A 24,514-nucleotide genomic window follows, 5' to 3' on the forward strand; every position below is an offset into this window, starting at 1 on the left:
GAAAGCCATGAAACGAGCCGTGAACGCCCTACAAAATTTCGGAAAATCATTGTACGGACCGGTGCTTATCTTACCGATCGTCGGTCTGTTTATCGCCTTTGGTAACGTGCTGGGTAACGGTAATCTCGCCGAGTACCTGCCGTTTCTCGGTCATCCGCTGATTCAGCATCTTGGTCAGTTGATCGCAAAATCTGCCGTGTCGGTGCTGGTTAACCTGGCGCTGGTGTTTGCCGTCGGTATGCCGATTGGCCTGGCAACGCGCGATAAAGGCTATGCCGCGCTGATTGGTCTGGTCACCTTTGTCGTATTCATCAACGCCATGAACGTCACGCTGCAGCTGCAGGGCGCGCTGGCGCCAGCGGCGCAGATGAAAGCGGCCGGACAGACGATGGTACTGGGCGTGCAGGTGCTGGAGATGGGGGTCTTTGCCGGGATACTGACCGGAGCGCTTTCCGGCTATCTGTACAACAAATACTCCGGCGTACAGTTTAACGGCGCGATGGCGATTTACTCCGGCCACTGTTTTGTCGCCATCGTCATGCTCCCCGTCTCCATGCTGCTCGGCGTGGTGATGAGTGAGCTTTGGCCCTTTGCCCAGCACGGCATCAGCGCCCTGGCGCTGGCCATCAAAGGTTCCGGGCCGTTTGGCGTGGCCATCTACGGTTTCCTGGAACGCATTCTGGTCCCCACCGGCCTGCACCATCTGGTTTATACGCCGTTCCTCTATACCGAGCTGGGCGGCACGCAGGAGGTATGCGGCGCAACCTATCAGGGCGCGCGCAATATCTACTTTGCCGAGATGGCCTGCCCGGACGTGAAGCAGCTCAGCAGCACCGTGGTGTGGGACGCCCGCGGCATCAGCAAAATGTTTGGCCTGCCTGCCGCGGCGCTGGCGATGTATATGACCGCCAGGCCAGAGCGTAAAGCGGCGGCGAAAGCGATTCTGATCCCGGCGGCACTGACTTCGCTGCTGGTCGGCGTGACCGAGCCGATTGAGTTTTCCTTCCTGTTTGTCGCCCCGCTGCTGTTCGTGGTGCACGCGGTGCTGACCGGCATCGGCATGATGCTGTTCTCGCTGCTGGGCGTTCACGCCATCGGCGCCAACGGGATTATCGACTTCATCCTTTACAACCTGCCGCTCGGCACGGCCAAGTCCAACTGGCCGATGTACATCGTTGTCGGGCTGATCATGTTCGCCCTCTACTTTGTGGTATTCCGCTTCCTGATCCTGCGCTTCAACATGAAAACGCCGGGCCGTGAAGATGAGGACCAGGAGACGCGCCTCTACAGCAAGCAGGAGTACCAGGCGAAGGGCAATAACGACGGTCTGGGCGAGTCCATCGTGGTGGGGCTGGGCGGTCGGGAAAATATTGAAGTGGTGGACAACTGCTACACCCGCTTGCGCGTCACGGTAAAGGACGTCGCCATTATCGACGAGCCGCGCCTGAAGGCGACTGGCGCGAAAGGGATTATCAAACAAGGTAACAACGTTCAGGTGGTCTACGGGCTGCATGTCAAAAAAATGCGAGAAGCCGTTGAGACGTTTCTCTGAAAGGAGCTAAAGATGTTAACACCCCCATTCATTCTGTCGATTGCCGGCGGCGGCAGCACCTACACGCCGGGCATTGTGAAAAGCCTGATGGTGCGCCTGCAGGATTTCCCGCTGGCCGAAATTCGCCTTTACGATATCGACGAAGCGCGTCAGAACACCATTGCGCCGGTCGTCGAGAAGGTCATTCGCGACCACAGTCAGCGCATCACATTTACCGTCACCAGCGACCCGGAAGTGGCCTTTAGCGGCGCGCATTTTGTCTTCGCCCAGATGCGCGTCGGCCAGTACAAAATGCGTGAGCAGGATGAGAAGATCCCGCTGCGTCACGGCGTGGTGGGCCAGGAAACCTGCGGCCCCGGCGGGCTGGCTTACGGCCTGCGCACGATCCTGCCGATGGTGGAGCTTATCGATCTGGTCGATCGCTACGCGCATGAGAAAGCCTGGATCGTGAACTACTCCAACCCGGCGGCGATCGTCGCGGAAGGCGTGCGCCGCCTGCGCCCGAACGCAAGGGTGCTGAACATCTGCGATATGCCGGTTGCCGCGATGCGCAATATGGGCGCCATTCTGGGCGTGGATCGTCATAAACTGGAAGTGGACTACTTCGGCCTGAACCACTTCGGCTGGTTTACCCGCGTGCTGGTGGACGGCGAAGACAAGCTCCCGGCGCTGCGTAAGCATATCGCGAAGTTTGGCCTGCTGACGGAAGATGCGGCTAAAACCGACCCTCAGCACTCGGATCCGTCGTGGGTGAAAACCTGGCGCAATATCAAGCCGATCATGGACAACTTCCCCGAGTATCTGCCGAACCCGTATCTGCAGTATTACCTGATGCCGAACCAGATTGTGGCGCATCAGAACCCGGACTATACCCGCGCCAACGAAGTGATGAACGGGCGCGAGAAAAAGCTGTTCGCCGCCGCCGAAGAATATCAACGCACCGGAATTTTACCGGATGCCTTCCACGTGGGCGTCCACGGTGAATTTATCGTTGACGTCGCCTGTTCGCTGGCGTTCAACCTGCGAAGCCGCCATCTGGTGATGGTGGAAAACCGCGGGGCGATTACCAACCTGCCGTACGATGCGGTGGTGGAAGTTCCCGCTTATATCACCGCCGAAGGCCCGGAACCGATTCGCGTCGGCCAGGTGCCGCTGTTCCATCAGACCCTTTTGCAACAGCAGCTCGCGTCTGAACAGCTGCTGGTAGAGGCGACAATCGAAGGCAGCTATGAAAAAGCGTTGCAGGCATTTACCCTGAACCGCACCGTGCCGACCATGGAACATGCAAAAGCGATTCTGGATGAGATGATTGAAGCCAACCGCGACTACTGGCCAGCGCTGCAAAAAGCCTGGCAGGACGGCGAACCGGTGAAAAAATAGGGGCTTGCTCGCGAGTTGAACGTGGTTTGCTTGTCGGTGTCAGAAAAAACACCGACAATCCTTTTTTACGGAAAAGAATGGAGGCAACCCATGTCCACCTCATATTTTGTCGCTGCCGACTGGCTGATTGAGCACGGCGGCGATCCGGAAGTTCAGATTATCGACGCGCGTATGGCCCCGCCGGGGCAAGAGCATCGTGACGTGCCCGGTGAATACCGCGCAGGGCATCTGCCGGGTGCGGTATTTTTTGATATCGAAGCCCTCTCCGATCACACCTCTCCCCTGCCGCACATGCTGCCGCGCCCGGAAGCGTTTTCCGTGGCGATGCGCGAGCTGGGCGTCAGCAAAGACAAACACCTCGTTGTCTATGATGAAGGTAACCTCTTTTCCGCGCCGCGCGCGTGGTGGATGCTGAAAAACTTCGGCGTGGAAAAAGTCTCGATTCTGGCGGGCGGCCTCGCGGGCTGGAAACGTGACGAGCTGCCGCTTCAGCAGGGTGACGTCACGCTGCCGGAAGGCGAATTCGATGCGACCTTTGACGCCCACGTGGTAAAACGCCTGACCGACGTGCTGGTCGTGAGCCATGAAAAAACGGCGCAAATCGTCGATGCCCGTCCTGCTCCGCGCTTTAATGCCGAAGCGGATGAACCGCGTCCGGGGCTGAAGCGTGGACATATTCCGGGCGCGCTGAACGTGCCGTGGGGCGACCTGGTGTTTGAGGGCGAGCTGAAAACCACCGACGAGCTGCGCGCCATTTTTGAACGTCAGGGCGTGGATTTGCATCGTCCGATTATCGCCAGCTGCGGTTCCGGCGTAACGGCCTGCGTGGTCATTCTGGCGCTCGCCACGCTCGGCGTAAGCGACGTCACGCTCTACGACGGCGCCTGGAGCGAATGGGGCGCGCGTGACGACCTGCCGGTTGAACCCGCGAAATAATGGATAACCGCCTGGCCACGCTGTTAACGCGCGGGGCGTCATTGACCCGCGCGGAGTATCGCGTCCTCGCCCACCTCACGGAGCATCCGCTGCTGGTGGGCAACATCACGGTTCGCGAGCTGGCGCAGGCGACGTTCGTTTCTACCGCCACCATCATGCGGCTGTGCCAGAAGCTGGGGTTCAGCGGCTTTAGCGAATTCATCTGGCACTGCAAGCAGCTGCTCTCCGACACGCCGCATATTGCCGCTCAGGCGCAGTCGCGTCCTGAACTCCCGGTGCTGTTTAACCAGTTTATCGCCAACTATCAGCACACCTTTCAGTGGGTTACCCAGGACAAACGCCAGCAGTTTTCCGACCTGCTGCGCCAGAAAGAGAGTTTCTTTCTCTACGGGGCCGGGTTTTCTTATCTGTTTGCGGAGTACCTGACCAAGAAGCTACAGGTAATGGGCAAAACGGCGTTTATCTCCGGACCGGGCGACAGCCGGAACATTTTTCTCAGCAATGCCGCCCGCTATCAGGTGTTTATTGCCGTCTCGCGCAGCGGCGAAACGGAGCAGGTGCTGGATAAAGCGCGGATAGCCAAAAACGTCGGCATGACGATCGTCGCGTTTACCCGCGCCTCGGCCAACACGCTGGCGGAGATGGCCGACGTGCACTTTGCGCTCTATGACGAAGCGGTGCACTTTGCCGCCGAAGCCGCAGGGGTGACGTCGTTTGAGTCGAATCTGGTGCTGCTGATGGATTTACTGCTGCTGGAAGCAACGGGGTGATATTCACCCCGCTGTCATCAGATGATGCGGTTAGTTTTGAGATCGCGCAGGAAGCCGCCCCAGCGACGCTCATAGAACGGCGTAATGTGCTCGGTAATAAAGTGGCTAATGCCCTTCTCACCGTTTTTCACCTGGCAGATATCAATTGGTTCATCGCCCGGTAGCGTGTCGGTCGCCACGCTTCCCGCTGCCTGAACGATCTCGTCGAAATCGCCATCGGCTTCAATACCGATCAACAGCACCGGCTTTTCGTCCGCGCGCTCTTTGATGGAGCAGAGAAACGCGCGCCTGACGGGCTTGAGCGTTTTGAACAGCGTCGTCAGGGAATCAATCATCTGCGCGGGTGGCTCGGCCACTTCAGAGAGCAGCAGCGTTTCGCCCCCTTCCAGCACTTCCTGCGTGCTGAGCGGGTTGCCCTCTTCGCCAATCAGGTGGCTGATTTCACGTGGCGTAAACTCTTTCCCGGTCGGCAGCTTCGCGTTCAGGAACAGCGTCTGGCCGAGCGTCATTTCAAACAGGGTACGCACCGGCATCACCACGAACGCCTGTTCATCTTCTACCGCTTTCTGCAGCGCTTCCAGCGAGGTGAAGAACGGGATCACCGACGTGCCGTCGTCTTTCTCCCAGTGCAGCAGATCCAGCGCGCTGTCTTCTACGACCTGTTCACCTTCAGCCGCAGTGCCCGGCACCCAGACGGTGGATTCCAGCAGCGTGCGGAAAAAGGCCGGACGGTGGGCGGGCTCGGTCGCCGCCTGCTCCAGCAGGGTTTCTAATTCGTTTTTGGTATCTGACATAGTTTGGCTACTTCACACTTGCCCGGCGGCGCTACGCTTGCACGGGCCTACGGGTTTTGTAGGCCGGGTAAGCGTAGCGCCACCCGGCAAAAAAGATTACTCAGCCGTCAGCAGGTTCGCCACGGTACGCACGCCCAGACCGGTCGCGCCTGCGGACCACTGCTCAACCGCCGCTTTACGGTAGGTTGCGGAGCAGTCAATGTGCAGCCAGCCCTCGTGGTAGTTCTCAACAAAGTGAGACAGGAACCCTGCTGCGGTGCTTGCACCCGCCGGGTACGCCGCGCTGGCGGTGTTGTTCAGCTCGGCAAAGTTAGACGGCAGCTGGCTACGGTGGAACTCGGCCAGCGGCAGACGCCAGAACGGTTCGTTTTCCGCCGCGGCGCTGGCCAGCAGGCGTGCGGCCAGCTTGTCGTCAAAGCTGAACAGCGCGTGGTAGTCGTTACCCAGCGCGGTTTTCGCCGCACCGGTCAGAGTCGCCATGTCGATGATCAGCTCAGGCTTCTGGGCAGATGCGTCGATCAGGCCATCGGCCAGCACCAGACGGCCTTCGGCGTCAGTGTTCATCACCTCAACGTTTTTGCCGTTACGGTAGCGAATGATGTCGCCCAGTTTGAAGGCGTTGCCGCTGACCATGTTGTCCGCGCAGCACAGGTACAGCTTCACGCGCTTTTTCAGACCGCGGGTGATGGCAAAGGCCAGCGCGCCGGTGATGGTGGCCGCGCCGCCCATGTCGGACTTCATGGAGTCCATGAACGCGCTTTGCTTCAGGCTGTAGCCGCCGGTGTCGAAGGTAATGCCTTTACCCACCAGGCAGGCAAAGACAGGGGCGTCTTTATCGCCGGTTGGGTTGTAATCCAGCGCCAGCAGCACCGGTGGACGCTCGGAGCCGCGACCCACGGTGTGGATACCCATGTAGTTCTGCTCGCGCAGGTCTTCACCCTTGGTGATGCGGTAGGACATCTTATCGCCCGCCACGCCGCACAGGAGATCAACGGCGCGCTGCGCCAGTTGCTCAGGGCCTAATTCTTCCGCCGGGGCGTTGATGGTGTCGCGTACCCAGTCGATAATTTGCAGGCGGCTTTCCAGCTCTTTCTGATCGGCTTCGTCGAGGTTCGCCCACTCAATTTTGCGGGTGCCTTTCGGCCCTTTATAGCCCGCCCAGAACGCCCAGCTGCGGTCGGTGTCCCACCCTTCGCCTTCCAGCGAGACATGCTTAATGCCCAGACCGTCAATTTTACGCGCGGCGCGTTGGATCAGACCCAAATCATCATTGCCCGTCAGGTGCAGGGTAATACCGTCGTTATTAATGCTGTAGGTGGCTTTCTCGCCCCAGCGCGCGTCGGCAGGCTGATTCGAGAGCGTAATCTTCATCGCTTCGGTCATTTTATTTTTCCTTATTAGCAACTAGCAAACGGGCCGCCTGAAGGCAGCCCGTTTTGTTATTTATTCTGCTTCATCTAACCAGACTAACAGAATCGCCTCCAGAATTTTTTCATTGGATGCGTTTGGATCGTCGTCGAAATCCTCTAAATCGCAGATCCACTGATGCATATCGGTGAATCGTACGGTCTTCGGATCGAGATCCGGATTCGCGTCGTAGAGCGCTTCGCCGATTTCACGGCTGTCTGTCCACTTCAGTCCCATATTAATGCTCGCGTGCGTGGTTGATGGTGTAGCGTGGGAACTCCACGACCAGATCTTCATCGGTCACCGCTGCCTGGCAGCTTAAGCGGCTGTCTGGCTCCAGACCCCATGCTTTATCCAGCATGTCGTCTTCGTCTTCGGTGCTCTCGGCAAGAGAGTCAAAACCTTCACGCACGATGCAGTGGCAGGTGGTGCAGGCACAGGATTTTTCACAGGCGTGTTCCACTTCGATACCTGCACGCAGGGCTACATCGAGAATGGTTTCACCGGTCTTCGCTTCCAGAACAGCGCCATCCGGACAGAGGTCCGCATGAGGCAAAATTACAATCTTTGGCATATTAAACCTCGTCCACGGACTGGCCTTTCAGCGCGACGCGGACAGATTTGTCCATGCGGCGAGCAGCGAAGTCCTGGGTTTGTTTATCAACGTTTTTAATGGCTTCTTCTATTGCGTCAGCGTCATCGCCTACTGCGACAGCGCTTAAGCGCGCGGCAGCGTCGTCAATCACCTGGCGCTCAGCGGCGCTTAACAGCGCGGCATCGGCAGCGAGCGCGCCGTTCAGGCTCTCCAGCACGCGGGCGGCTTCAACTTTTTGTTCAGCCAGCATACGCGCCTTCACATCCTGCTCGGCGTAGCTCATTGAGTCCTGAATCATGGAGGCGATTTCGCCATCGGTCAGGCCGTAGGACGGCTTAACCTGAATAGACGACTCGACACCGGTCGATTTTTCCATCGCCGTGACGCTCAGCAGACCGTCGGCGTCCACCTGGAAGGTGACGCGAATATGCGCCCCGCCCGCCGGCAGCGCCGGGATTCCGCGCAGCGCAAAGCGGGCCAGAGAACGGCAGTCCTGCACCAGCTCGCGTTCGCCCTGCATCACGTGGATGGACATCGCGGTCTGGCCGTCTTTAAAGGTGGTGAACTCCTGCGCGCGCGCCACCGGAATGGTGGTGTTACGCGGGATCACTTTCTCCACCAGGCCGCCCATGGTTTCTAAGCCCAGCGACAGCGGGATGACGTCCAGCAGCAGCATTTCGCTGTCCGGCTTGTTGCCAACCAGAATATCGGCCTGAATCGCGGCGCCGACGGCAACCACTTTGTCCGGGTCGATGGAGGTCAGCGGCGTGCGGCCAAAGAATTCGCCCACGCGCTCGCGCACCAGCGGCACGCGGGTCGAACCGCCCACCATGACCACTTCCAGCACTTCGCTAGCCTCAACGCCGGCATCTTTCAATGCGCGACGGCAGGCCAGTAAGGTGCGTTTCACCAGCGGGGCAATCAGATCGCTGAACTGATCGCGAGAGATCTCACCCTGCCAGCCCGCAACATTGACGGTAACCGTCTGCGCATCGCTCAGGGCGATTTTGGCGTCGATGGCCGCATCCAGCAGTTCACGCTGTATGCGCGCATCGCTGCGATCGCTGATGCCCGCCTGCTCGCGGATGTAGTCCGCCAGCAGATGGTCGAAGTCATCGCCGCCCAGCGCGGAATCCCCGCCGGTCGCCAGCACTTCAAATACCCCGCGGCTCAGGCGCAGGATAGAGATATCAAACGTCCCGCCGCCGAGATCGTAAACCGCGATCACCCCTTCCTGACCAGAATCGAGGCCGTAGGCAATCGCCGCCGCCGTCGGTTCGTTCAGCAGACGCAGCACGTGCAGGCCCGCCAGACGCGCGGCGTCTTTGGTGCCCTGACGCTGTGCATCATCAAAGTAAGCGGGAACGGTGATCACCACGCCGTCCAGATCGCCGCCGAGCGTCGCCGTAGCACGCTCCGCCAGCGCTTTGAGGATGTCAGCAGAAACACGAATCGGGTTCAGCAGACCGGCCGCGGTCGCAATCATCGGCAGGCCGTTTTCACTGGCCTGCAGCTGATACGGCAGATGCGGGTAGCGGGTCTGAATATCGGCCAGCGAGCGGCCCATCATGCGCTTGACGGAGCTGATGGTATTCGCCGGATCGCGCGCGGCGTTAGCGCGAGCGTCATAGCCGACCGCGCGACCCTGCTGCTGGTAGTGGACCACGGAAGGCAGCAGATGGCGGCCCTGCTCGTCAGCCAGCGTTTCCGCCTGGCCGCTGCGCACGGTCGCCACGAGGGAATTGGTGGTGCCCAGATCGATACCCACCGCCAGACGACGCTGGTGCGGTGCGGCACTTAAGCCAGGCTCACTAATTTGTAATAAGGCCATAATTGCTTCCGAAATTAAAAATCGAGCAGCTTTTCTTCGAGTTGTTCAGCACTGCTTCGCAGTTTATCGAGAAAACGGAGTTTGCGCACAGTTTCTGCCGCCACGTTCCAGGTCTCGTTGTTCAGTTGCTCCACCATCTGCTGATGGCGGGTATCGAACATGCCCTTCACGCGCGTGATGAAGCTTTCCAGACGCGCTTCGTCTTTGGCCTGTTCAATCTCATCCAGCTCTTCGCGCAGCTCCAGCTGCTCCATCAGAAACGCCGTGTCGCGCACGGTGTGCTGTTCGCTCGCCAGATCAAAACCGTGGAGCGAGAGCAGATACTCAGCGCGCGCCAGCGGATGGCGCAACGTCTGCCAGGCCTGGTTGATGGTCGCGGATTGCGACACCGCAGCCAGCTGCTCTGCCTGAGTACCGCTCGCGAATTTGTCCGGATGGTACTGACGCTGCAGATCCTGAAAACGGATCGTCAGCGCCTGAAGATCGATCGGGTATTGAGCGGGTAGTCCGAAGAGAGTGAAGTAATCCATAACAATCTCAGGGGTAGCCTGTTAGAACAAACCCCACGCGTAGCGGGTAACGCCACGGTGGGGTTTCGGATGACGCGCGGTTAAACGTGGAAGCTTTCGCCGCAACCACACTCGTCTTTGACGTTCGGGTTCGTAAATTTGAACCCTTCGTTCAGCCCTTCTTTGACGAAGTCCAGCTGAGTGCCGTTGAGGAATTGCAGGCTTTTGCCATCGACCACCACCTTCACGCCCTTGTCTTCAAACACGATGTCGTCAGACGCCGGCTCGTCAACAAACTCCAGTACGTAAGCCATACCAGAACAGCCGGAGGTACGTACGCCCAGTCGCAGGCCAAAGCCTTTACCACGGTTCGCCAGAAAAGAGCTTACTCGCGCGGCAGCGCTGTCGCTAAGGGTAATCGACATACTCAAACCTCAATTATTTTGCTTCACGTTTGCTTTTGTAATCCGCAATGGCGGCTTTGATCGCGTCTTCTGCCAGAATTGAGCAGTGAATTTTCACCGGTGGCAGTTCGAGTTCTTCAGCAATATCCGTGTTCTTGATTGCCTGTGCTTCGTCCAGAGACTTGCCCTTCACCCATTCGGTGACGAGGGAGCTGGACGCGATAGCAGAACCGCAGCCGTAGGTCTTGAAGCGCGCGTCTTCAATGATACCTTCATTGTTGACTTTAATCTGCAACTTCATCACGTCGCCACACGCTGGCGCACCGACCATGCCGCTACCAACAGATTCGTCGCTGTTGTCAAAAGAGCCAACGTTGCGCGGGTTTTCGTAATGATCGATGACTTTTTCGCTGTATGCCATGATTGAATTCTCCTTATGTACCGATTAGTGATGTGACCATTCAATGCTGTTCAGATCCACGCCCTGCTTGAACATTTCCCACAGTGGAGAAAGGTCGCGCAGACGGCCAATGGAGTTGCGAACCAGCTTGATGGTGTAGTCAATCTCTTCTTCGGTAGTGAAACGACCTAAAGAGAAACGGATAGAGCTGTGTGCCAGCTCGTCAGTCATACCCAGCGCGCGCAGCACGTAGGATGGCTCAAGGCTTGCAGACGTACAGGCAGAACCGGAAGAAACCGCCAGGTCTTTCAGCGCCATGATCAACGACTCGCCTTCAACATAGTTGAAGCTGACGTTGAGGATGTTCGGTGCGCCCTGCTCGAGATCGCCGTTCAGATACACTTCTTCCATATCTTTCACGCCGTCCCACAGACGGTTACGCAGCGTGCGCAGGCGTGCCATCTCGGTTTCCATCTCTTCTTTTGCAATGCGGTAGGCTTCGCCCATGCCCACGATCTGGTGAACAGGCAGCGTACCGGAACGCATGCCGCGCTCGTGACCACCGCCGTGCATCTGTGCTTCGATGCGGATACGCGGTTTACGACGAACGTACAGCGCGCCGATGCCTTTCGGGCCATAGATTTTGTGGCCGGAGAAGGACATCAGGTCAACTTTCAGCTGGCTCAGGTCGATAGGCAGTTTGCCCACGCTCTGGGTCGCGTCCACGTGGTAGATGATACCGCGCGCGCGGCACATTTCGCCGATGGTCGCGATGTCTTGTACCACGCCGATTTCGTTGTTGACGTGCATGATGGAGACCAGAATGGTGTCATCACGCATGGCCGCTTCGAGCTCTTTCAGATCGATGATGCCGTTGCTCTGTGGCGCCAGATAGGTGACTTCGTACCCTTCACGCTCCAGCTGGCGGCAGGTGTCCAGCACGGCTTTGTGTTCGGTTTTGCTGGTGATAATGTGCTTGCCTTTTTTCTGATAAAAGTTGGCTGCACCTTTGATCGCCAGGTTGTCGGATTCGGTCGCACCGGAGGTGAAAACAATCTCACGCGGGTCGGCACCCACCAGGTCAGCAATCTGATTACGGGCGATATCAACCGCCTCTTCAGCATGCCAGCCAAAACGGTGTGAACGGGAAGCTGGGTTACCAAAGTTTCCGTCCAGGGTCAGACACTGCATCATTTTCTCGGCAACACGCGGGTCCACCGGCGTGGTTGCGGAGTAATCGAGATAAATCGGTAATTTCATTGCTCTTTAAACTCCGTACATCGCTTCAATGCAAGGAATCAGGCAACCGGCTGGATGTACGACCGAGTACACGGGGCGAGTCTACGCCCCGGCCTGATTCTGAAATACTTATCGTTTTATTACGCGCGTAATTTGACGTCGATAGCGTCCTGCGCGCGGGTGCTGCGTTGGGAATCATGGCTGTGCTGACGGCCCGAAACATCCAGAACTTCCTGGTTATTCACCAGCTCACCGAGGGTGATGTTGTTCAGGAAGCCGGTCAGACGGTCGCTCAGATCGCGCCACAGCGCGTGGGTCAGGCATTTATCGCCGCCCTGGCAGCCGCCTTTACCCTGGCAACGGGTCGCGTCAACGGATTCGTCAACGGCGCTGATCACTTCGCCAACTGCAATACTGCCCGCGTCTTTACCCAGCAGATAACCGCCGCCTGGGCCACGAACGCTGGAAACCAGTCCATTTTTACGCAGTCTGGAGAACAGCTGTTCCAGATAAGAGAGGGAGATCCCCTGTCGTTCAGAAATATCAGCCAACGGAACCGGGCCCGCTTCGGAGTTGAGCGCAACGTCCAGCATCGCGGTCACGGCATAACGCCCTTTAGATGTCAGTCTCATGTCTTACTTAACCTCAAACTCGCCCCTGCCCGGGGTTTTTTATTGTAAAATGGGGTATTGCATAGCAGGGCCAAGTCTGACATTCCTGACTAAAATGGTCAACTATTTACTTGACTGTTTTAGTCAGGTATTTAACCTTCTGTGCCGTTTTTTTGTCGGGTGGCGCTTCGCTTACCCGACCTGCGGTTTTGTAGGCCGGATAAGCGAAGCGCCACCCGGCGAACAGACGACACTACTCTTTATTTTTCTGCTCAATCGACGCCAGGATCCCGCGCAGGATGTTCAGCTCCTGGCTTTCCGGACGCGCGCGGGTGAACAGACGGCGCAGCTTGTTCATCACCTGACCCGGGTGGCCTTCGCGGATGAAACCGGTCGAGAGCAGCGTCTGCTCCAGGTGACCGTAGAAACGCTCAAGGTCGTCCACCAGCGGGTAAGCCGTCTCTTCTTTAGGCTCAACCTCTTTTTCCTGCGTTGCGAGCCACGCCATACGCACTTCATAAGCGATAACCTGCACCGCCATCGCCAGGTTCAGCGAGCTGTACTCCGGGTTTGCCGCAATCGCCACGTGATAATGACACTTCTGCAGCTCGTCGTTGGTCAGGCCAACGCGCTCGCGGCCGAACACCAGCGCAACCGGTGCTTGTTCAGCCTCAGAGACACTTTTCAGGCCGCATTCACGCGGATCGAGCATTGGCCACGGCAGCGTGCGCGAACGCGCGCTGGTACCGACAACGAGGCTGCAGCCGGCCAGCGCTTCGTCAAGGGTATCGACGATCTGGGCGTTGCCGATCACGTCGCTGGCTCCGGCCGCCAGGGCGATGGCCTGCGAGTCTGGCTTCACCAGCGGGTTAACCAGCCACAGGTTCGTTAAGCCCATGGTTTTCATAGCGCGGGCAACGGAGCCCATGTTGCCGGTGTGCGATGTTTCGACCAGCACGATTCGAATGTTTTGCAGCATAATTTTTAATGTCTGGATTCAGTGTCTGAAGAATATTCGGGCATATTATCATAAACGGGAGACATAATCCGATCCCGCTGCTATACTCTGCGCCGATTTTCCTGTTCTTTAACATCCAGTGAGAGAGACCGATGCATCCGATGCTGACCATCGCCGTGCGCGCAGCGCGCAAGGCGGGTAATGTAATTGCCAAACACTACGAAACGCCAGACTCCGTAGAAACCAGCCAGAAAGGCAGCAATGATTTCGTGACGAACGTCGATAAAGCCGCAGAAGCGATTATTATCGAAACGATCCGCAAATCTTACCCACAGCACACCATCATCACCGAAGAAAGCGGTGAACATGAAGGTACCGATCAGGATGTTCAATGGGTTATCGATCCACTGGATGGCACCACCAACTTCGTCAAACGCCTGCCACACTTCTCTGTGTCTATCGCCGTACGCATTAAAGGCCGTACTGAAGTCGCCGTTGTGTACGATCCAATGCGTAACGAACTGTTCACCGCGACCCGCGGTCAGGGCGCGCAGCTGAACGGCTACCGTCTGCGCTGCAGCAACGCACGCGATCTTGACGGCACCATCCTGGCGACCGGTTTCCCGTTCAAGGCGAAACAGCACGCGACCACCTATATGAATATCCTCGGCAAACTGTTCACCGAATGCGCGGACTTCCGTCGCACCGGTTCTGCTGCGCTGGATCTGGCCTACGTTGCCACCGGCCGCGTTGACGGTTACTTCGAACTCTCACTGAAGCCATGGGATTTTGCAGCGGGCGAACTGATCGCGCGTGAAGCAGGCGCCATTGTGTGTGACTTCACCGGCGGCCATAACTATATGTCTACCGGCAACATCGTTGCGGGTAACCCACGCGTTGTTAAAGCCATGCTGGCAAACATGCGTGATGAACTGAGCGATGCGCTGAAGCGTTAATCCAGTTTGTTAAGCCCGGTGGCGCTACGCTTACCGGGCCTACAAAATCCCTCAGCACGCTAGAAAGGCCGCAATCCCCTTCCCACCGGCACCGCGCTCATCCACATCGTCACCGCTGCCACCAGCAGAATCACTCCCCCCGCCAGCGCAAGCGTTGTCCACCCTATCTGTCGCCACAGCACCGGCGTTTTACTGCCGCTGAGTTTGACCGCCAGCTGACGGAAGCTGTGAACCAGCAGCGCTAAAGACGAAATGGTGAGAGAGGTTCCTGCCGCCATCGCCACCGCCGAGAGCATTCCCCAGCCAAAGACACCTATTATCTTACTGAACAGCAGCACCATAATGGCACCCGAGCACGGGCGCATCCCCATCGAGAGAATAATCATCAGCCGGGCGCGCCAGTCGTCGCCGTTCTGTAATTGTTCCTGCGTGGGCAGATGCTGATGACCGCAGCCGCAGTGTTCATCATGAACGTGGTGCGGCGTAAAGGATTTGAATGTGGGCTTTTTCAGCAGCGCGCGCAGTTTTTTCAGCGCCCGCCAGCAGAGGATCAGCCCCAGCACGCCCACCAGCGCATAGCTGCCCTTCTCCAGCCAGAAGCTGCTCATGTGCAGCTGGCGCGCCGGAAGCTGTAATAGCGAAAGCACAACAACAACCAGCGCAATCGCCACGCCGCCCTGAAGCAGCGAAGAGGCCAGCGTCAGGCCGATGCTCGATTTCAGCTTAGACGGATGGGTGGCAAGCCAGGTGGTGATGACGATTTTGCCGTGCCCCGGCCCCAGCGCGTGCAGAACGCCATAGACAAAACTGAACGCCAGCAGCGAGCCGCCCGCTTTGGCCGGGTTCTCGGCCACCGCCTTCAGCAGTCCGCTCATCTGCTGGTTGACTTCACGCTGCCAGATAATGCTTTTCATCATCACCTGCGGCCAGGCCTGCCACAGCCACAGCGCCCCGCAAACCGCGAACAGCAAAAAGAGCGCCAGCGGCCAGAGGTGAAGCCAGCGACGCGGCTTGCGGATGGGAGAGGAGATCACTGACATTGTAACGTCACCTCCTGCGCGAACTGTTTACCCAGCTCCATGTCCTCAGGCGGGGCATCTGCTTTATCCAGCGAGATCGCAAAGTTCAGCGTCTCTTCGCTGGGTTTCGGGGTGTGCACGCCAATTTTGCAGCTTTTTTGCAGCGCGTCCGGCAGCCGTACGTCGCTGTCTTTGTCATAGCGCATGTCGACATAGTAAGTAGGGTCAAAAGTGGAAAAGCGGTACGTTTGCCCGGCCAGCGGCTGAGGATGCGCCAGCGGAAGCACGAACGTCAGCACCGCCTGATGCCCGTCACGCGTCATCCCGTATTCCGTTGGACGGTTCTGAAATTTGACCTTTTGTCCGTTATGCCAGAATTCGGTGAAGTAGTGCTGGCCGAGCACGTTGGCCATTACTTCCGCTGCCAGCTTTTTCCAGATGTCGTCGCCGGGCTTCGCGTTTCCCGCATCATAGAGCAGGTCAGCCGAGGTGATTTCATCCATCGTCCAGCGCATTTTCAGGCCGCTCAGCTGCGTGCCGTCGGTGACCAGCTCGGTCTGGAGGCCAATAAAACTGTGAGGGTGGGCGCTGGCGGTGAAGGTGATAACCGCCAAAAATAACGCCATCGCACTTTGTTTAACTGTTTGCATCAATTCCTCACGTCAAAAATTCTGTGATGTTCCCCTGCAATCCTGAGTGAAAGGCCTGCCGGCGCGCTTTTCAGCGCTCATCCTTTAGCTATTCTTATCAAACATTCACACTGGATACCCGACAGATGATGACGACGCTTGAAATTCCATCTGTGCTTTCCAGTTCGCAGCGCCGCTGCCAGGTGCTTTTGATGCTTTACCTGCCCGATGCTGCCGTCACCGCACAGAGCATAATCGCTGCCAACGGCGTGGACGACGCGATGGCACGGCAAGATATAGCCGAGACGCGCGATGAAATCCAGCGCTATCACCGGCTGGATATCGTTGCGCACCACGACGGCTGCTACCGGATTGAAGGCACAGCCCTGAATCAGCGTTTATGCCTGCTGCACTGGCTGCGCCGGGCGCTGCGGCTCTGCCCGCAGTTTGTCTCGCACCAGTTTACCCCCGCATTAAAAACCGCGCTTAAACAACACGGCATCGCGCGCCCGCTTTACGACGATGCGAACCTGCGGGCGCTGATCGGCTTCTGCTCACGCAAGCTGCAGCGCCAGTTTGAATGCCGCGATGTGCAGTTTTTACAGCTCTATCTGCAATATTGTCTTATTCAGCACCAGCTCGGGAATACGCCGCAGTTTTCGCATGCCCAGCGCAGCTGGACCCAGTCGCGGGGAGAGTATTTTACGGCGCAGGAGATTGTCCGCCACTGGAAGCGGCGCGTGCCGCAGGGCGCGCACGTGGATGAACAGCTGTTTCTGGCGCTGCTGTTTATGATGCTCCGCACGCCCGATCCGGTTCTTGATAAGCACCAGCAGGATCAGCGTCTACGCCGGGCCATCGTGCGCATGGTGGCCCGTTTTCGCTCGCAGACCGGAATGAACTTCAGCGATGAGCAGGGGCTGACCGATCAGCTTTATATCCATCTGGCTCAGGCGCTGGACCGTTCGCTGTTTGAGATCGGCATCGACAACAGCCTGCCGGAGGAGATCCACCGCCTTTATCCCCGGCTGTTACGCACCACGAAAGAGGCGCTGTTTGAGCTGGAGGCGGAGTTTGGGCTTCGTTTTTCCGACGAAGAGATGAGCCTCGTGGCGGTAATTTTCGGCGCCTGGCTGATGCAGGAGACCGATCTGCATGAAAAACAGGTGATCCTGCTGACGGGAGACGATAAAGCCAGTGAGGAACAGATCGAACAGCAGCTTCGCGAGCTGACGCTGCTGCCGCTCAACATTCGCTACCTGACGCTGCAGGCTTTCCAGAAAGAGGGGGCGCCGCGCGAAGCCGCGCTGGTTATCACCCCCTACCCGACGGCCCTGCCGCTGTTCTCGCCGCCGCTGATCCATGCCGTTGAGACACTGAACGCGCAGCAGCAAGAACATATTCGCGCCATGCTGGAATCATAGCGACGCGCGGGCGGCCACTTTAGGTCGAACAACAATGGCGGGCAAGGCGACGAGCGCCATCACCCAGAAGACGCCGTGCCCCAGATGCTGATAGAGGAACCCCGCAAACACCGTCATGATCGCGATACTGCCCCCCATTGCCACTGCCGAATAGACGGCCTGCAGGCGAATCACGTCCCCGCCCTCGCGCGCTGCGATATAGCGCATGGCCGCCAGATGGCACACGGTAAAGGTGCCGCAGTGAAGAATTTGCGCCACAATCAGCCACGGCAGATCGGTCGTCCAGCCCATAATCCCCCAGCGCGCCACGCCGCACACGGCGGAAAGCAGCAGCAGGTCACGCGCGCCAAAGCGACGGAACAGTTTTTTGCTCAGGGCAAAGATAATGACTTCGGCCACCACGCCCAGCGACCACAGATAGCCCACGGCGGAAGCGGAATATCCTGCGCCTTGCCAGTAGATGGCGCTGAAACCATAGTACGCCGCATGTGCCCCCTGAAGGAGGCATACGCACGCCAGAAAACGCCAGCTCTGTGCGACCAGGCTCCGCCATGCGGGCCAGCCCGCGCTCTCCTGATGGCGACTTTCCCCTTGCGGCATCACCGACGGTCGCAGAAGCATGCCCAGCAGCATCGAGGCAATACCGATACTCAGCAGGGCAAGAATGGCGCGGTAATCGTAAAGGCTGACCAGTTTGCCCACCAGCGCCGAGCCAATCACAAAGGCGATAGAGCCCCACAGGCGCACGCGACCGTAGTCCATGGTGATCTGTTTCTGCCAGGTGTTCGCCAGGGCATCCGTCAGCGGCACCAGCGGTGAGAAGAACAGGTTAAAGCCGACCATCACCACCATCAGCCAGGCAAACTGGTGGCTGACCCAGAAGCAGGTCACAAAGACCAGGGTCAGCAGAGCCAGAATGCGTACGGCCTTGATCAATAAGGAGGGATCGCTGACGCGCGGGGCGATCAGCAGGCTGCCGAGGAAACGCGCCACCAGCCCGGCCCCCAGCAGGACGCCGATGGTCTCAGGCGTCAGGCCGATACCCTTAAGCCAGACGCTCCAGAAAGGCAGAAAAATGCCGTAGCTAAAGAAATAGGTGAAATAACTGAGCGCCAGCCAGCGCGTGGAATGCAAGACCATGAATCCCTCCCGAAATCGAGGCCATAGTCTGGCGAGAATATAAAAATTAAGCAAGTAGATAGCCTGCTATAAATTAACGAAAAATTAACATCTTGTGCAGTCGTCTGGCTTATGGCAGGGAATGAAAATGTGTATTACGTTTAAATTACTCCACTTGCAGAGGTATTTCTGCCATGAACTCACTACGTTATCTCGATTTTGGTCAGTCGCATCATCTGCTGCTGCTCATTGGCCGCATCGCGCTTGTCGTGCTGTTTATTATCTTTGGTTACCCGAAACTGACGGGGTTTAGCGGTACCGTACAGTATATGACCTCGCTGGGTACGCCGATGCCCATGCTGGCGGCCATTATTGCGGTGGTGATGGAAGTGCCTGCTGCGATCCTGATCGTACTGGGCTTTTTCACCCGCCCTCTCGCGGTACTGTTTGTGTTCTACACCCTCGGAACGGCGGTGATTGGGCATCACTACTGGGATATGACCGGTGATGCAGTCGTACCGAATATGATTAACTTCTACAAAAACGTCAGTATTGCTGGCGCCTTTATTTTGCTGGCGATTGTCGGGCCTGGCGCCATCTCCCTGGACCGGCGTTAAGCCATAAAAAAAGGCCGCATGCGCGGCCTTTTTTATTTCTGCAGGGCAGAGAAATTATGCGTATACCGGGAAGCGTGCGCAGATATCCAGAACTTTACCTTTGACGCGCTCGATAACCGCTTCGTCATTGATGTTGTCCAGAACGTCACACATCCAGCCCGCCAGCTCTTTTACTTCCGCTTCTTTAAAGCCGCGGCGGGTTACGGCCGGAGAACCGATACGGATACCGGAGGTCACGAACGGGCTCTTCGGATCGTTTGGCACGCTGTTTTTGTTCACGGTGATGTTGGCGCGGCCCAGGGCAGCGTCAGCTTCTTTACCGGTCAGGTTCTTATCAACCAGATCCAGCAGGAACAGGTGGTTTTCAGTCCCGCCGGATACCACTTTGTAGCCACGGTTCAGGAACACTTCCACCATCGCTTTGGCGTTCTTAGCAACCTGCTGCTGATAAACCTTGAATTCTGGCTCCATCGCTTCTTTCAGCGCGACCGCTTTTGCCGCGATAACGTGCATCAGCGGGCCGCCCTGCGCGCTTGGGAACACCGCGGAGTTCAGTTTTTTGTACAGCTCTTCGTCACCCCCCTTCGCCAGGATCAGGCCACCGCGTGGACCCGCCAGAGTTTTGTGGGTAGTGGTGGTCACAACGTGAGCGTGTGGAACCGGGTTAGGGTAAACGCCTGCGGCAATCAGGCCCGCTACGTGCGCCATGTCAACGAACAGGTAAGCACCGATGCTGTCTGCGATTTCGCGCATTTTTGCCCAGTCAACGATACCGGAGTAAGCAGAGAAGCCACCGATGATCATCTTCGGTTTGTGCTCTTTAGCCTGCTTCGCCATGTCTTCGTAGTCAATTTTACCGGACTCATCAATACCGTAAGGGATGATGTTGTACAGTTTGCCGGAGAAGTTAACCGGGGAGCCGTGAGTCAGGTGGCCGCCCTGCGCCAGGTTCATACCCAGAACGGTATCGCCCGGCTGCAGCAGCGCGGTGTAGACCGCGAAGTTAGCCTGAGAGCCAGAGTGCGGCTGGACGTTTGCATAGTCAGCGCCAAAAAGTTCTTTCGCACGATCGATAGCCAGCTGCTCAACGATATCAACGTACTCGCAACCGCCGTAATAGCGTTTGCCCGGGTAACCTTCAGCGTATTTGTTGGTCAGCTGAGAACCCTGCGCCTGCATCACGCGCGGGCTGGTGTAGTTTTCGGAGGCGATCAGTTCGATGTGCTCTTCCTGACGTACTTTTTCCTGCTCCATAGCCTGCCACAGTTCGGCATCATAATCGGCAATGTTCATTTCACGCTTTAACATCCGCATCTCCTGACTCAGCTAACAAGTAAATTTTGGCCTGAAAAGGCAGTCCTGTTGGACGACGGGCAACAGTATAACTGATTAGTTCTGTGATAACAGGTCTTGACAAACGATTTTACGCAAACGTTTTCCTACCCGCCACGCAAGGGTTTGAGGAATAAAGCGCTCGCCCTTTCCAGCGGATTTCTTTTCAGGTTTGTGATGCATATTTTTCATCTTGCAAAGAACCATTTACAACGCAGGGGTATTTTTTATAAGATGCATTTAAAATACATCATTTAAATAACATCAGAAGGACGCGCTCATGCTCGACGCTCAAACCATCGCTATCGTAAAAGCCACTATTCCCCTGCTGGTGGAAACCGGCCCTAAACTCACCGCCCATTTCTACGATCGCATGTTCACGCACAACCCGGAGCTCAAAGAGATTTTCAACATGAGCAACCAGCGTAACGGCGATCAGCGTGAAGCGCTGTTCAACGCCATCGCGGCTTACGCCAGCAATATTGAAAACCTGGCTGCGCTGCTGCCCGCGGTGGAAAAAATCGCGCAGAAACATACCAGCTTCCAGATCCAACCCGAGCAGTACAACATCGTCGGCACTCACCTGCTGGCGACGCTGGACGAAATGTTCAGCCCGGGTCAGGAGGTGCTGGACGCGTGGGGTAAAGCCTACGGGGTGCTGGCAAACGTGTTTATCAACCGTGAAGCACAGATTTACAGCGAAAACGCCAGCAAGAACGGCGGCTGGGAAGGCACCCGCGCGTTCCGCATCGTTAAGAAAACCCCGCGCAGCGCGTTAATCACCAGCTTCGAGTTTGAGCCGGTGGACGGTAAGCCGGTGGCCGATTACCAGCCAGGACAGTATCTGGGCGTGTGGCTGAAGCCTGAAGGTTTCCCGCATCAGGAGATCCGCCAGTATTCTCTTACCCGCAAGCCAAACGGCAAAGCCTACCGCATTGCGGTGAAGCGTGAGGACGGCGGTCAGGTTTCCAGCTGGCTGCACAACGAAGCTAACGTGGGCGACGTGGTCCATCTGGCCGCGCCAGCGGGCGACTTCTTCATGGCCGTTGAAGCGAATACCCCGGTGACGCTGATCTCTGCGGGCGTCGGCCAGACGCCGATGCTGGCGATGCTCGATACGCTGGCAAAATCACACCACGGTGCGCAGGTTAACTGGTTCCATGCCGCCGAAAACGGCGACGTGCACGCCTTTGCGGATGAGGTTAAAACGCTCGGAGCCTCCCTGCCGCGTTTCACCGCGCACACCTGGTATCGTCTGCCGACGGAAGCAGACCGCGTAGCCGCACGGTTTGACAGCGAAGGTCTGATGAATTTAAGCCAGATGGAAGGGGCGTTTAGCGCGCCGGACATGCAGTTCTACGTCTGCGGGCCGGTGGCGTTTATGCAGTATGCCGCGAAGCAGCTGGTGGGGCTGGGTGTGAACAAAGACAGCATTCATTACGAGTGCTTCGGCCCGCATAAGGTGCTGTAATCGCCCGGCGGCGCTTCGCTTGCGCGGGCCTACGAAGAGTTTTGTAGGCCGGGTAAGCGCAGCGCCACCCGGCAAGAACGTTAAATCGCCGCGTCGTCTTCTTCGCCGGTACGGATACGGATCACGCGCGCCACGTCAAAGACGAAGATTTTACCATCGCCAATCTTGCCGGTCTGCGCCGTGCGGATAATGGTGTCCACACAGGTGTCGACGATATCGTCGCTGACCACGATTTCAATTTTCACTTTCGGCAGAAAGTCGACCATGTACTCTGCGCCACGGTAAAGCTCGGTGTGGCCTTTCTGACGACCAAAACCTTTCACTTCCGTCACAGTCATCCCGGTGATGCCAACTTCCGCCAGCGCTTCACGCACATCATCCAGTTTGAAAGGTTTAATAATCGCATCAATCTTTTTCATGGTGGGTCCTTAAACTCTTGCCTGTAAGCTGCCTCGTAATCGATTGCTCACAGTACCATATTCAGGCAAATTTTGCGGTACTACTCTTTAAAATCGTTCGCTTCCAGCTCGTGGCGCGAGAGCAGCTTGTAAAACTCGGTGCGGTTGCGTCCGGCCATGCGCGCCGCGTGGGTCACGTTGCCTTTGGTGATCTGCAATAGCTTGCGCAGATAGTTCAGCTCGAACTGGTTACGCGCTTCGGCAAACGTCGGCAAGGCCGTGTTTTCCCCTTCCAGCGCCTGCTCCACCAGCGCGTCGCTGATGACCGGTGAGGAGGTCAGCGCCACGCACTGCTCAATCACGTTTACCAGCTGACGGACGTTACCCGGCCAGCTTGCGGCCATCAGCCGCTTCATCGCATCGGTGGAAAACGCGCGCACGAACGGTTTATGGCGATCGGCCGCCTGGCGCAAAAGATGGTTCGCCAGCAGCGGGATGTCTTCCGCACGTTCGGCCAGCGCCGGGATCTTCAGGTTGACCACGTTCAGGCGGTAGTAGAGATCTTCGCGGAACTCGTTGCGGGCCATCACTTTTGGCAGATCGCGGTGGGTAGCGGAGATAATTCGCACGTTAATATCGATATCGCGGTTGCTGCCCAGCGGGCGCACTTTGCGCTCCTGCAGCACGCGCAGCAGCTTGACCTGCAGCGGCGCGGGCATGTCGCCAATCTCGTCCAGGAACAGCGTGCCGCCTTCCGCCGCCTGGAACAACCCTTCACGGCTGCTTACCGCACCGGTGAATGCGCCGCGGGCATGGCCAAACAGTTCGGATTCAAGCAGCTGCTCCGGGAGCGCGCCGCAGTTAATCGCAATAAAGGCGTTCTTGCTGCGCGGGCTGGCGTTATGAATTGCCTGCGCGAGGATCTCTTTCCCGGTTCCGCTCTGGCCGTTGATGAGCACGCTGACGTCCGACTGCGCCACCATCCTCGCCTGTTCCAGCAGGCGCAGCATCACGGGGCTGCGCGTGACGATAGATTCCCGCCAGGCTTCATCCCCCGCCGGAGCGGCATGTTCCAGCGCGCTGTCGATAGCCTTATACAGTGCGTCTTTGTCCACCGGCTTGGTCAGGAAGCTGAACACCCCCTGCTGCGTCGCGGCAACCGCATCCGGGATCGACCCGTGCGCGGTCAGGATAATCACGGGCATCCCCGGCTGCTGCTTCTGGATCTCCGCAAACAGCTGCAGGCCGTCCATTTCATCCATCCGCAGGTCGCTTATCACCAGATCGATTTTCTCGCGGCTGAGAATTTTCAGCCCCTCCAGCCCGCTTTCCGCGGTCACGACGCTGTAGCCTTCACTCACCAGACGCATCCCCAGCAGCTTTAACAGACCGGGATCGTCATCCACCAGTAAGAGATGGGCTGGTTTACGGCTCGTCATGCTTCACATCCTCTTGTTTCGGCGTATCGCTGTCCGGCGCAGCGGAAGAACTCCCCGGCTGATATTTACGCGACGAGAGCTGTCTTTCGATATCGGTCAGGTTCTCCAGCTTACGCGTCGTGGTATCCAGCTGCGTACGTAAATGTTGCTGCTGTTGGCGCAGCGTATCCAGCTCGCTATCGGTTGACTGTTGCAGCTTGCTGTAGCGGGAGCGCTCTTCAGAAAGCTGAAGCTGTAGCGTCTGCCCCTCGCGCCAGAGCTGGTATACCGGGCGAATCTGTACCGGAAGATTGACGACAAAGGTGTCCAGCCGGGTCACGTTGGCGCGGCGTTCGACGGGGGTGATTTTCGCATCTGCGAGTAAAATCCCACGCTTGAACGCGTCCTGCCAGGTATCATCATCCAGCATCGCCGCTTTCGCGCGGGCGTCGACCGGCGCCAGACGCTGGGCGCAATCTATCCCGCGCAGCCAGAACAGCGGGTTACTTTCGACGTCATGGCCTGAGAGGTTCCAGATGTCGTCACAGCGGGTTGAGAGGAAATCAGCCAGCTGGTTATCGGGCCATTTATCTTCTTGTTTATCGCTAATCGCACTTTGCGGCACATGGGAAACACACCCTGCCAGAAATACACAGGGCAGGCTCAGGCGAAACGTGCTGCGGGAAAACACCGCGCGTACGGCGCGGGAAAAGACGTGTGACATACTCACCAGACATAGATTCAT

Annotated in this window: 26 protein-coding genes; 8 read left to right on the forward strand and 18 right to left on the reverse strand. The window is 57.7% G+C overall.

The window, feature by feature from the left end; genetic code table 11:
* The first annotated feature begins 7 nt into the window (after positions 1–7).
* The 4 genes from L362_RS10380 to L362_RS10365 all read left to right on the forward strand — a co-directional run bounded on the left by L362_RS10380 (position 8) and on the right by L362_RS10365 (position 4,638).
* Positions 8–1,552, forward strand: coding sequence for a PTS transporter subunit EIIC (locus L362_RS10380; protein WP_023344685.1), 1,545 nt, complete (start codon positions 8–10; stop codon positions 1,550–1,552).
* A gap of 12 nt (positions 1,553–1,564) precedes the next feature.
* The gene (locus tag L362_RS10375; protein WP_008502148.1) at positions 1,565–2,932 is read left to right on the forward strand and encodes a 6-phospho-alpha-glucosidase; all 1,368 of its coding nucleotides are present in this window, start codon (positions 1,565–1,567) and stop codon (positions 2,930–2,932) included.
* Between the two features lie 90 nt (positions 2,933–3,022).
* Positions 3,023–3,868 (forward strand): 3-mercaptopyruvate sulfurtransferase, encoded by an 846-nt coding sequence (gene sseA / locus L362_RS10370; RefSeq protein WP_023344686.1) that lies wholly within the window; start codon positions 3,023–3,025, stop codon positions 3,866–3,868.
* Positions 3,868–4,638, forward strand: a complete 771-nt coding sequence (locus L362_RS10365) for a MurR/RpiR family transcriptional regulator (protein WP_021241864.1) — start codon at positions 3,868–3,870, stop codon at positions 4,636–4,638. Before sseA ends, L362_RS10365 begins: the two co-directional genes overlap by 1 nt.
* 17 nt (positions 4,639–4,655) lie before the next feature.
* Here L362_RS10365 and sseB read toward each other — a convergent pair whose 3' ends face one another.
* The 11 genes from sseB to trmJ all read right to left on the reverse strand — a co-directional run bounded on the left by sseB (position 4,656) and on the right by trmJ (position 13,407).
* On the reverse strand, positions 4,656–5,432 hold the full coding sequence (gene sseB / locus L362_RS10360) for an enhanced serine sensitivity protein SseB (RefSeq protein ID WP_008502151.1): 777 nt from the start codon (positions 5,430–5,432) through the stop codon (positions 4,656–4,658).
* Positions 5,433–5,528: 96 nt separating this feature from the next.
* Positions 5,529–6,815 carry an aminopeptidase PepB gene (gene pepB, locus L362_RS10355; protein ID WP_023344687.1) on the reverse strand — a complete coding sequence of 429 codons (1,287 nt, stop codon included), beginning with the start codon at positions 6,813–6,815 and terminating at the stop codon, positions 5,529–5,531.
* Positions 6,816–6,875: 60 nt separating this feature from the next.
* Positions 6,876–7,076, reverse strand: coding sequence for a Fe-S cluster assembly protein IscX (iscX, locus tag L362_RS10350; protein WP_003860650.1), 201 nt, complete (start codon positions 7,074–7,076; stop codon positions 6,876–6,878).
* A gap of 1 nt (position 7,077) precedes the next feature.
* Positions 7,078–7,413 (reverse strand): ISC system 2Fe-2S type ferredoxin, encoded by a 336-nt coding sequence (gene fdx, locus L362_RS10345; RefSeq protein WP_003860652.1) that lies wholly within the window; start codon positions 7,411–7,413, stop codon positions 7,078–7,080.
* A 1-nt stretch (position 7,414) separates the two neighbouring features.
* The gene (gene hscA / locus L362_RS10340) at positions 7,415–9,265 is read right to left on the reverse strand and encodes a Fe-S protein assembly chaperone HscA (RefSeq protein WP_023344688.1); all 1,851 of its coding nucleotides are present in this window, start codon (positions 9,263–9,265) and stop codon (positions 7,415–7,417) included.
* Positions 9,266–9,279: 14 nt separating this feature from the next.
* Entirely contained in the window at positions 9,280–9,795 is a 516-nt protein-coding gene (gene hscB / locus L362_RS10335; RefSeq protein ID WP_023344689.1) for a co-chaperone HscB, read from the reverse strand.
* Positions 9,796–9,875: 80 nt separating this feature from the next.
* Entirely contained in the window at positions 9,876–10,199 is a 324-nt protein-coding gene (gene iscA, locus L362_RS10330) for an iron-sulfur cluster assembly protein IscA (protein ID WP_008502156.1), read from the reverse strand.
* Positions 10,200–10,212: 13 nt separating this feature from the next.
* Complete coding sequence (iscU, locus tag L362_RS10325) at positions 10,213–10,599, reverse strand: Fe-S cluster assembly scaffold IscU (protein WP_003860661.1); 387 nt, start codon at positions 10,597–10,599, stop codon at positions 10,213–10,215.
* Positions 10,600–10,623: 24 nt separating this feature from the next.
* Positions 10,624–11,838: a cysteine desulfurase gene (gene iscS, locus L362_RS10320; RefSeq protein ID WP_008502157.1), complete on the reverse strand. Its 1,215-nt coding sequence runs from the start codon at positions 11,836–11,838 to the stop codon at positions 10,624–10,626.
* A 119-nt stretch (positions 11,839–11,957) separates the two neighbouring features.
* Complete coding sequence (gene iscR / locus L362_RS10315; protein WP_008502158.1) at positions 11,958–12,449, reverse strand: Fe-S cluster assembly transcriptional regulator IscR; 492 nt, start codon at positions 12,447–12,449, stop codon at positions 11,958–11,960.
* A 232-nt stretch (positions 12,450–12,681) separates the two neighbouring features.
* Positions 12,682–13,407: a tRNA (cytosine(32)/uridine(32)-2'-O)-methyltransferase TrmJ gene (trmJ, locus tag L362_RS10310; protein ID WP_008502159.1), complete on the reverse strand. Its 726-nt coding sequence runs from the start codon at positions 13,405–13,407 to the stop codon at positions 12,682–12,684.
* Positions 13,408–13,538: 131 nt separating this feature from the next.
* On the opposite strand from trmJ, the gene suhB reads away from it, so the two are divergent.
* A complete protein-coding gene (suhB, locus tag L362_RS10305; protein WP_003860668.1) occupies positions 13,539–14,342 on the forward strand; it encodes an inositol-1-monophosphatase in 804 nt (267 codons plus the stop codon).
* Positions 14,343–14,401: 59 nt separating this feature from the next.
* Here the strand turns inward: suhB and L362_RS10300 are convergent, their stop codons facing one another.
* Together L362_RS10300 and L362_RS10295 are read right to left on the reverse strand one after the other, a co-directional pair.
* A complete protein-coding gene (locus L362_RS10300) occupies positions 14,402–15,382 on the reverse strand; it encodes a nickel/cobalt transporter (RefSeq protein ID WP_023344690.1) in 981 nt (326 codons plus the stop codon).
* The gene (locus tag L362_RS10295) at positions 15,373–16,011 is read right to left on the reverse strand and encodes a DUF1007 family protein (RefSeq protein WP_023344691.1); all 639 of its coding nucleotides are present in this window, start codon (positions 16,009–16,011) and stop codon (positions 15,373–15,375) included. The genes L362_RS10300 and L362_RS10295 overlap by 10 nt, the downstream gene beginning before the upstream one ends.
* Before the next feature lie 125 nt (positions 16,012–16,136).
* On the opposite strand from L362_RS10295, the gene csiE reads away from it, so the two are divergent.
* Positions 16,137–17,414 carry a stationary phase inducible protein CsiE gene (csiE, locus tag L362_RS10290; RefSeq protein ID WP_023344692.1) on the forward strand — a complete coding sequence of 426 codons (1,278 nt, stop codon included), beginning with the start codon at positions 16,137–16,139 and terminating at the stop codon, positions 17,412–17,414.
* On the opposite strand, the gene L362_RS10285 is transcribed toward csiE, so the two are convergent.
* Complete coding sequence (locus tag L362_RS10285) at positions 17,409–18,554, reverse strand: 3-phenylpropionate MFS transporter (RefSeq protein ID WP_023344693.1); 1,146 nt, start codon at positions 18,552–18,554, stop codon at positions 17,409–17,411. The two genes, csiE and L362_RS10285, sit on opposite strands and share 6 nt — an antisense overlap.
* Before the next feature lie 173 nt (positions 18,555–18,727).
* Between L362_RS10285 and L362_RS10280 the strand changes: the two genes are divergently transcribed.
* A complete protein-coding gene (locus L362_RS10280; protein WP_023344694.1) occupies positions 18,728–19,150 on the forward strand; it encodes a DoxX family protein in 423 nt (140 codons plus the stop codon).
* A gap of 54 nt (positions 19,151–19,204) precedes the next feature.
* On the opposite strand, the gene glyA is transcribed toward L362_RS10280, so the two are convergent.
* Positions 19,205–20,458 carry a serine hydroxymethyltransferase gene (glyA, locus tag L362_RS10275; protein WP_008502165.1) on the reverse strand — a complete coding sequence of 418 codons (1,254 nt, stop codon included), beginning with the start codon at positions 20,456–20,458 and terminating at the stop codon, positions 19,205–19,207.
* 304 nt (positions 20,459–20,762) lie between these two features.
* Between glyA and hmpA the strand changes: the two genes are divergently transcribed.
* The gene (gene hmpA / locus L362_RS10270; protein WP_023344695.1) at positions 20,763–21,953 is read left to right on the forward strand and encodes an NO-inducible flavohemoprotein; all 1,191 of its coding nucleotides are present in this window, start codon (positions 20,763–20,765) and stop codon (positions 21,951–21,953) included.
* 80 nt (positions 21,954–22,033) lie between these two features.
* On the opposite strand, the gene glnB is transcribed toward hmpA, so the two are convergent.
* From glnB to qseG, 3 genes are all read right to left on the reverse strand, one after another.
* Positions 22,034–22,372 (reverse strand): nitrogen regulatory protein P-II, encoded by a 339-nt coding sequence (gene glnB, locus L362_RS10265; protein ID WP_003860685.1) that lies wholly within the window; start codon positions 22,370–22,372, stop codon positions 22,034–22,036.
* Positions 22,373–22,452: 80 nt separating this feature from the next.
* Positions 22,453–23,790 (reverse strand): two-component system response regulator GlrR, encoded by a 1,338-nt coding sequence (glrR, locus tag L362_RS10260; RefSeq protein ID WP_021241871.1) that lies wholly within the window; start codon positions 23,788–23,790, stop codon positions 22,453–22,455.
* On the reverse strand, positions 23,777–24,514 hold the full coding sequence (gene qseG, locus L362_RS10255; RefSeq protein ID WP_023344696.1) for a two-component system QseEF-associated lipoprotein QseG: 738 nt from the start codon (positions 24,512–24,514) through the stop codon (positions 23,777–23,779). The genes glrR and qseG overlap by 14 nt, the downstream gene beginning before the upstream one ends.

Source organism: Enterobacter sp. MGH 16 (genome assembly GCF_000493175.1).
In the GTDB taxonomy this organism is placed as follows: Bacteria; Pseudomonadota; Gammaproteobacteria; order Enterobacterales; family Enterobacteriaceae; genus Enterobacter; species Enterobacter roggenkampii.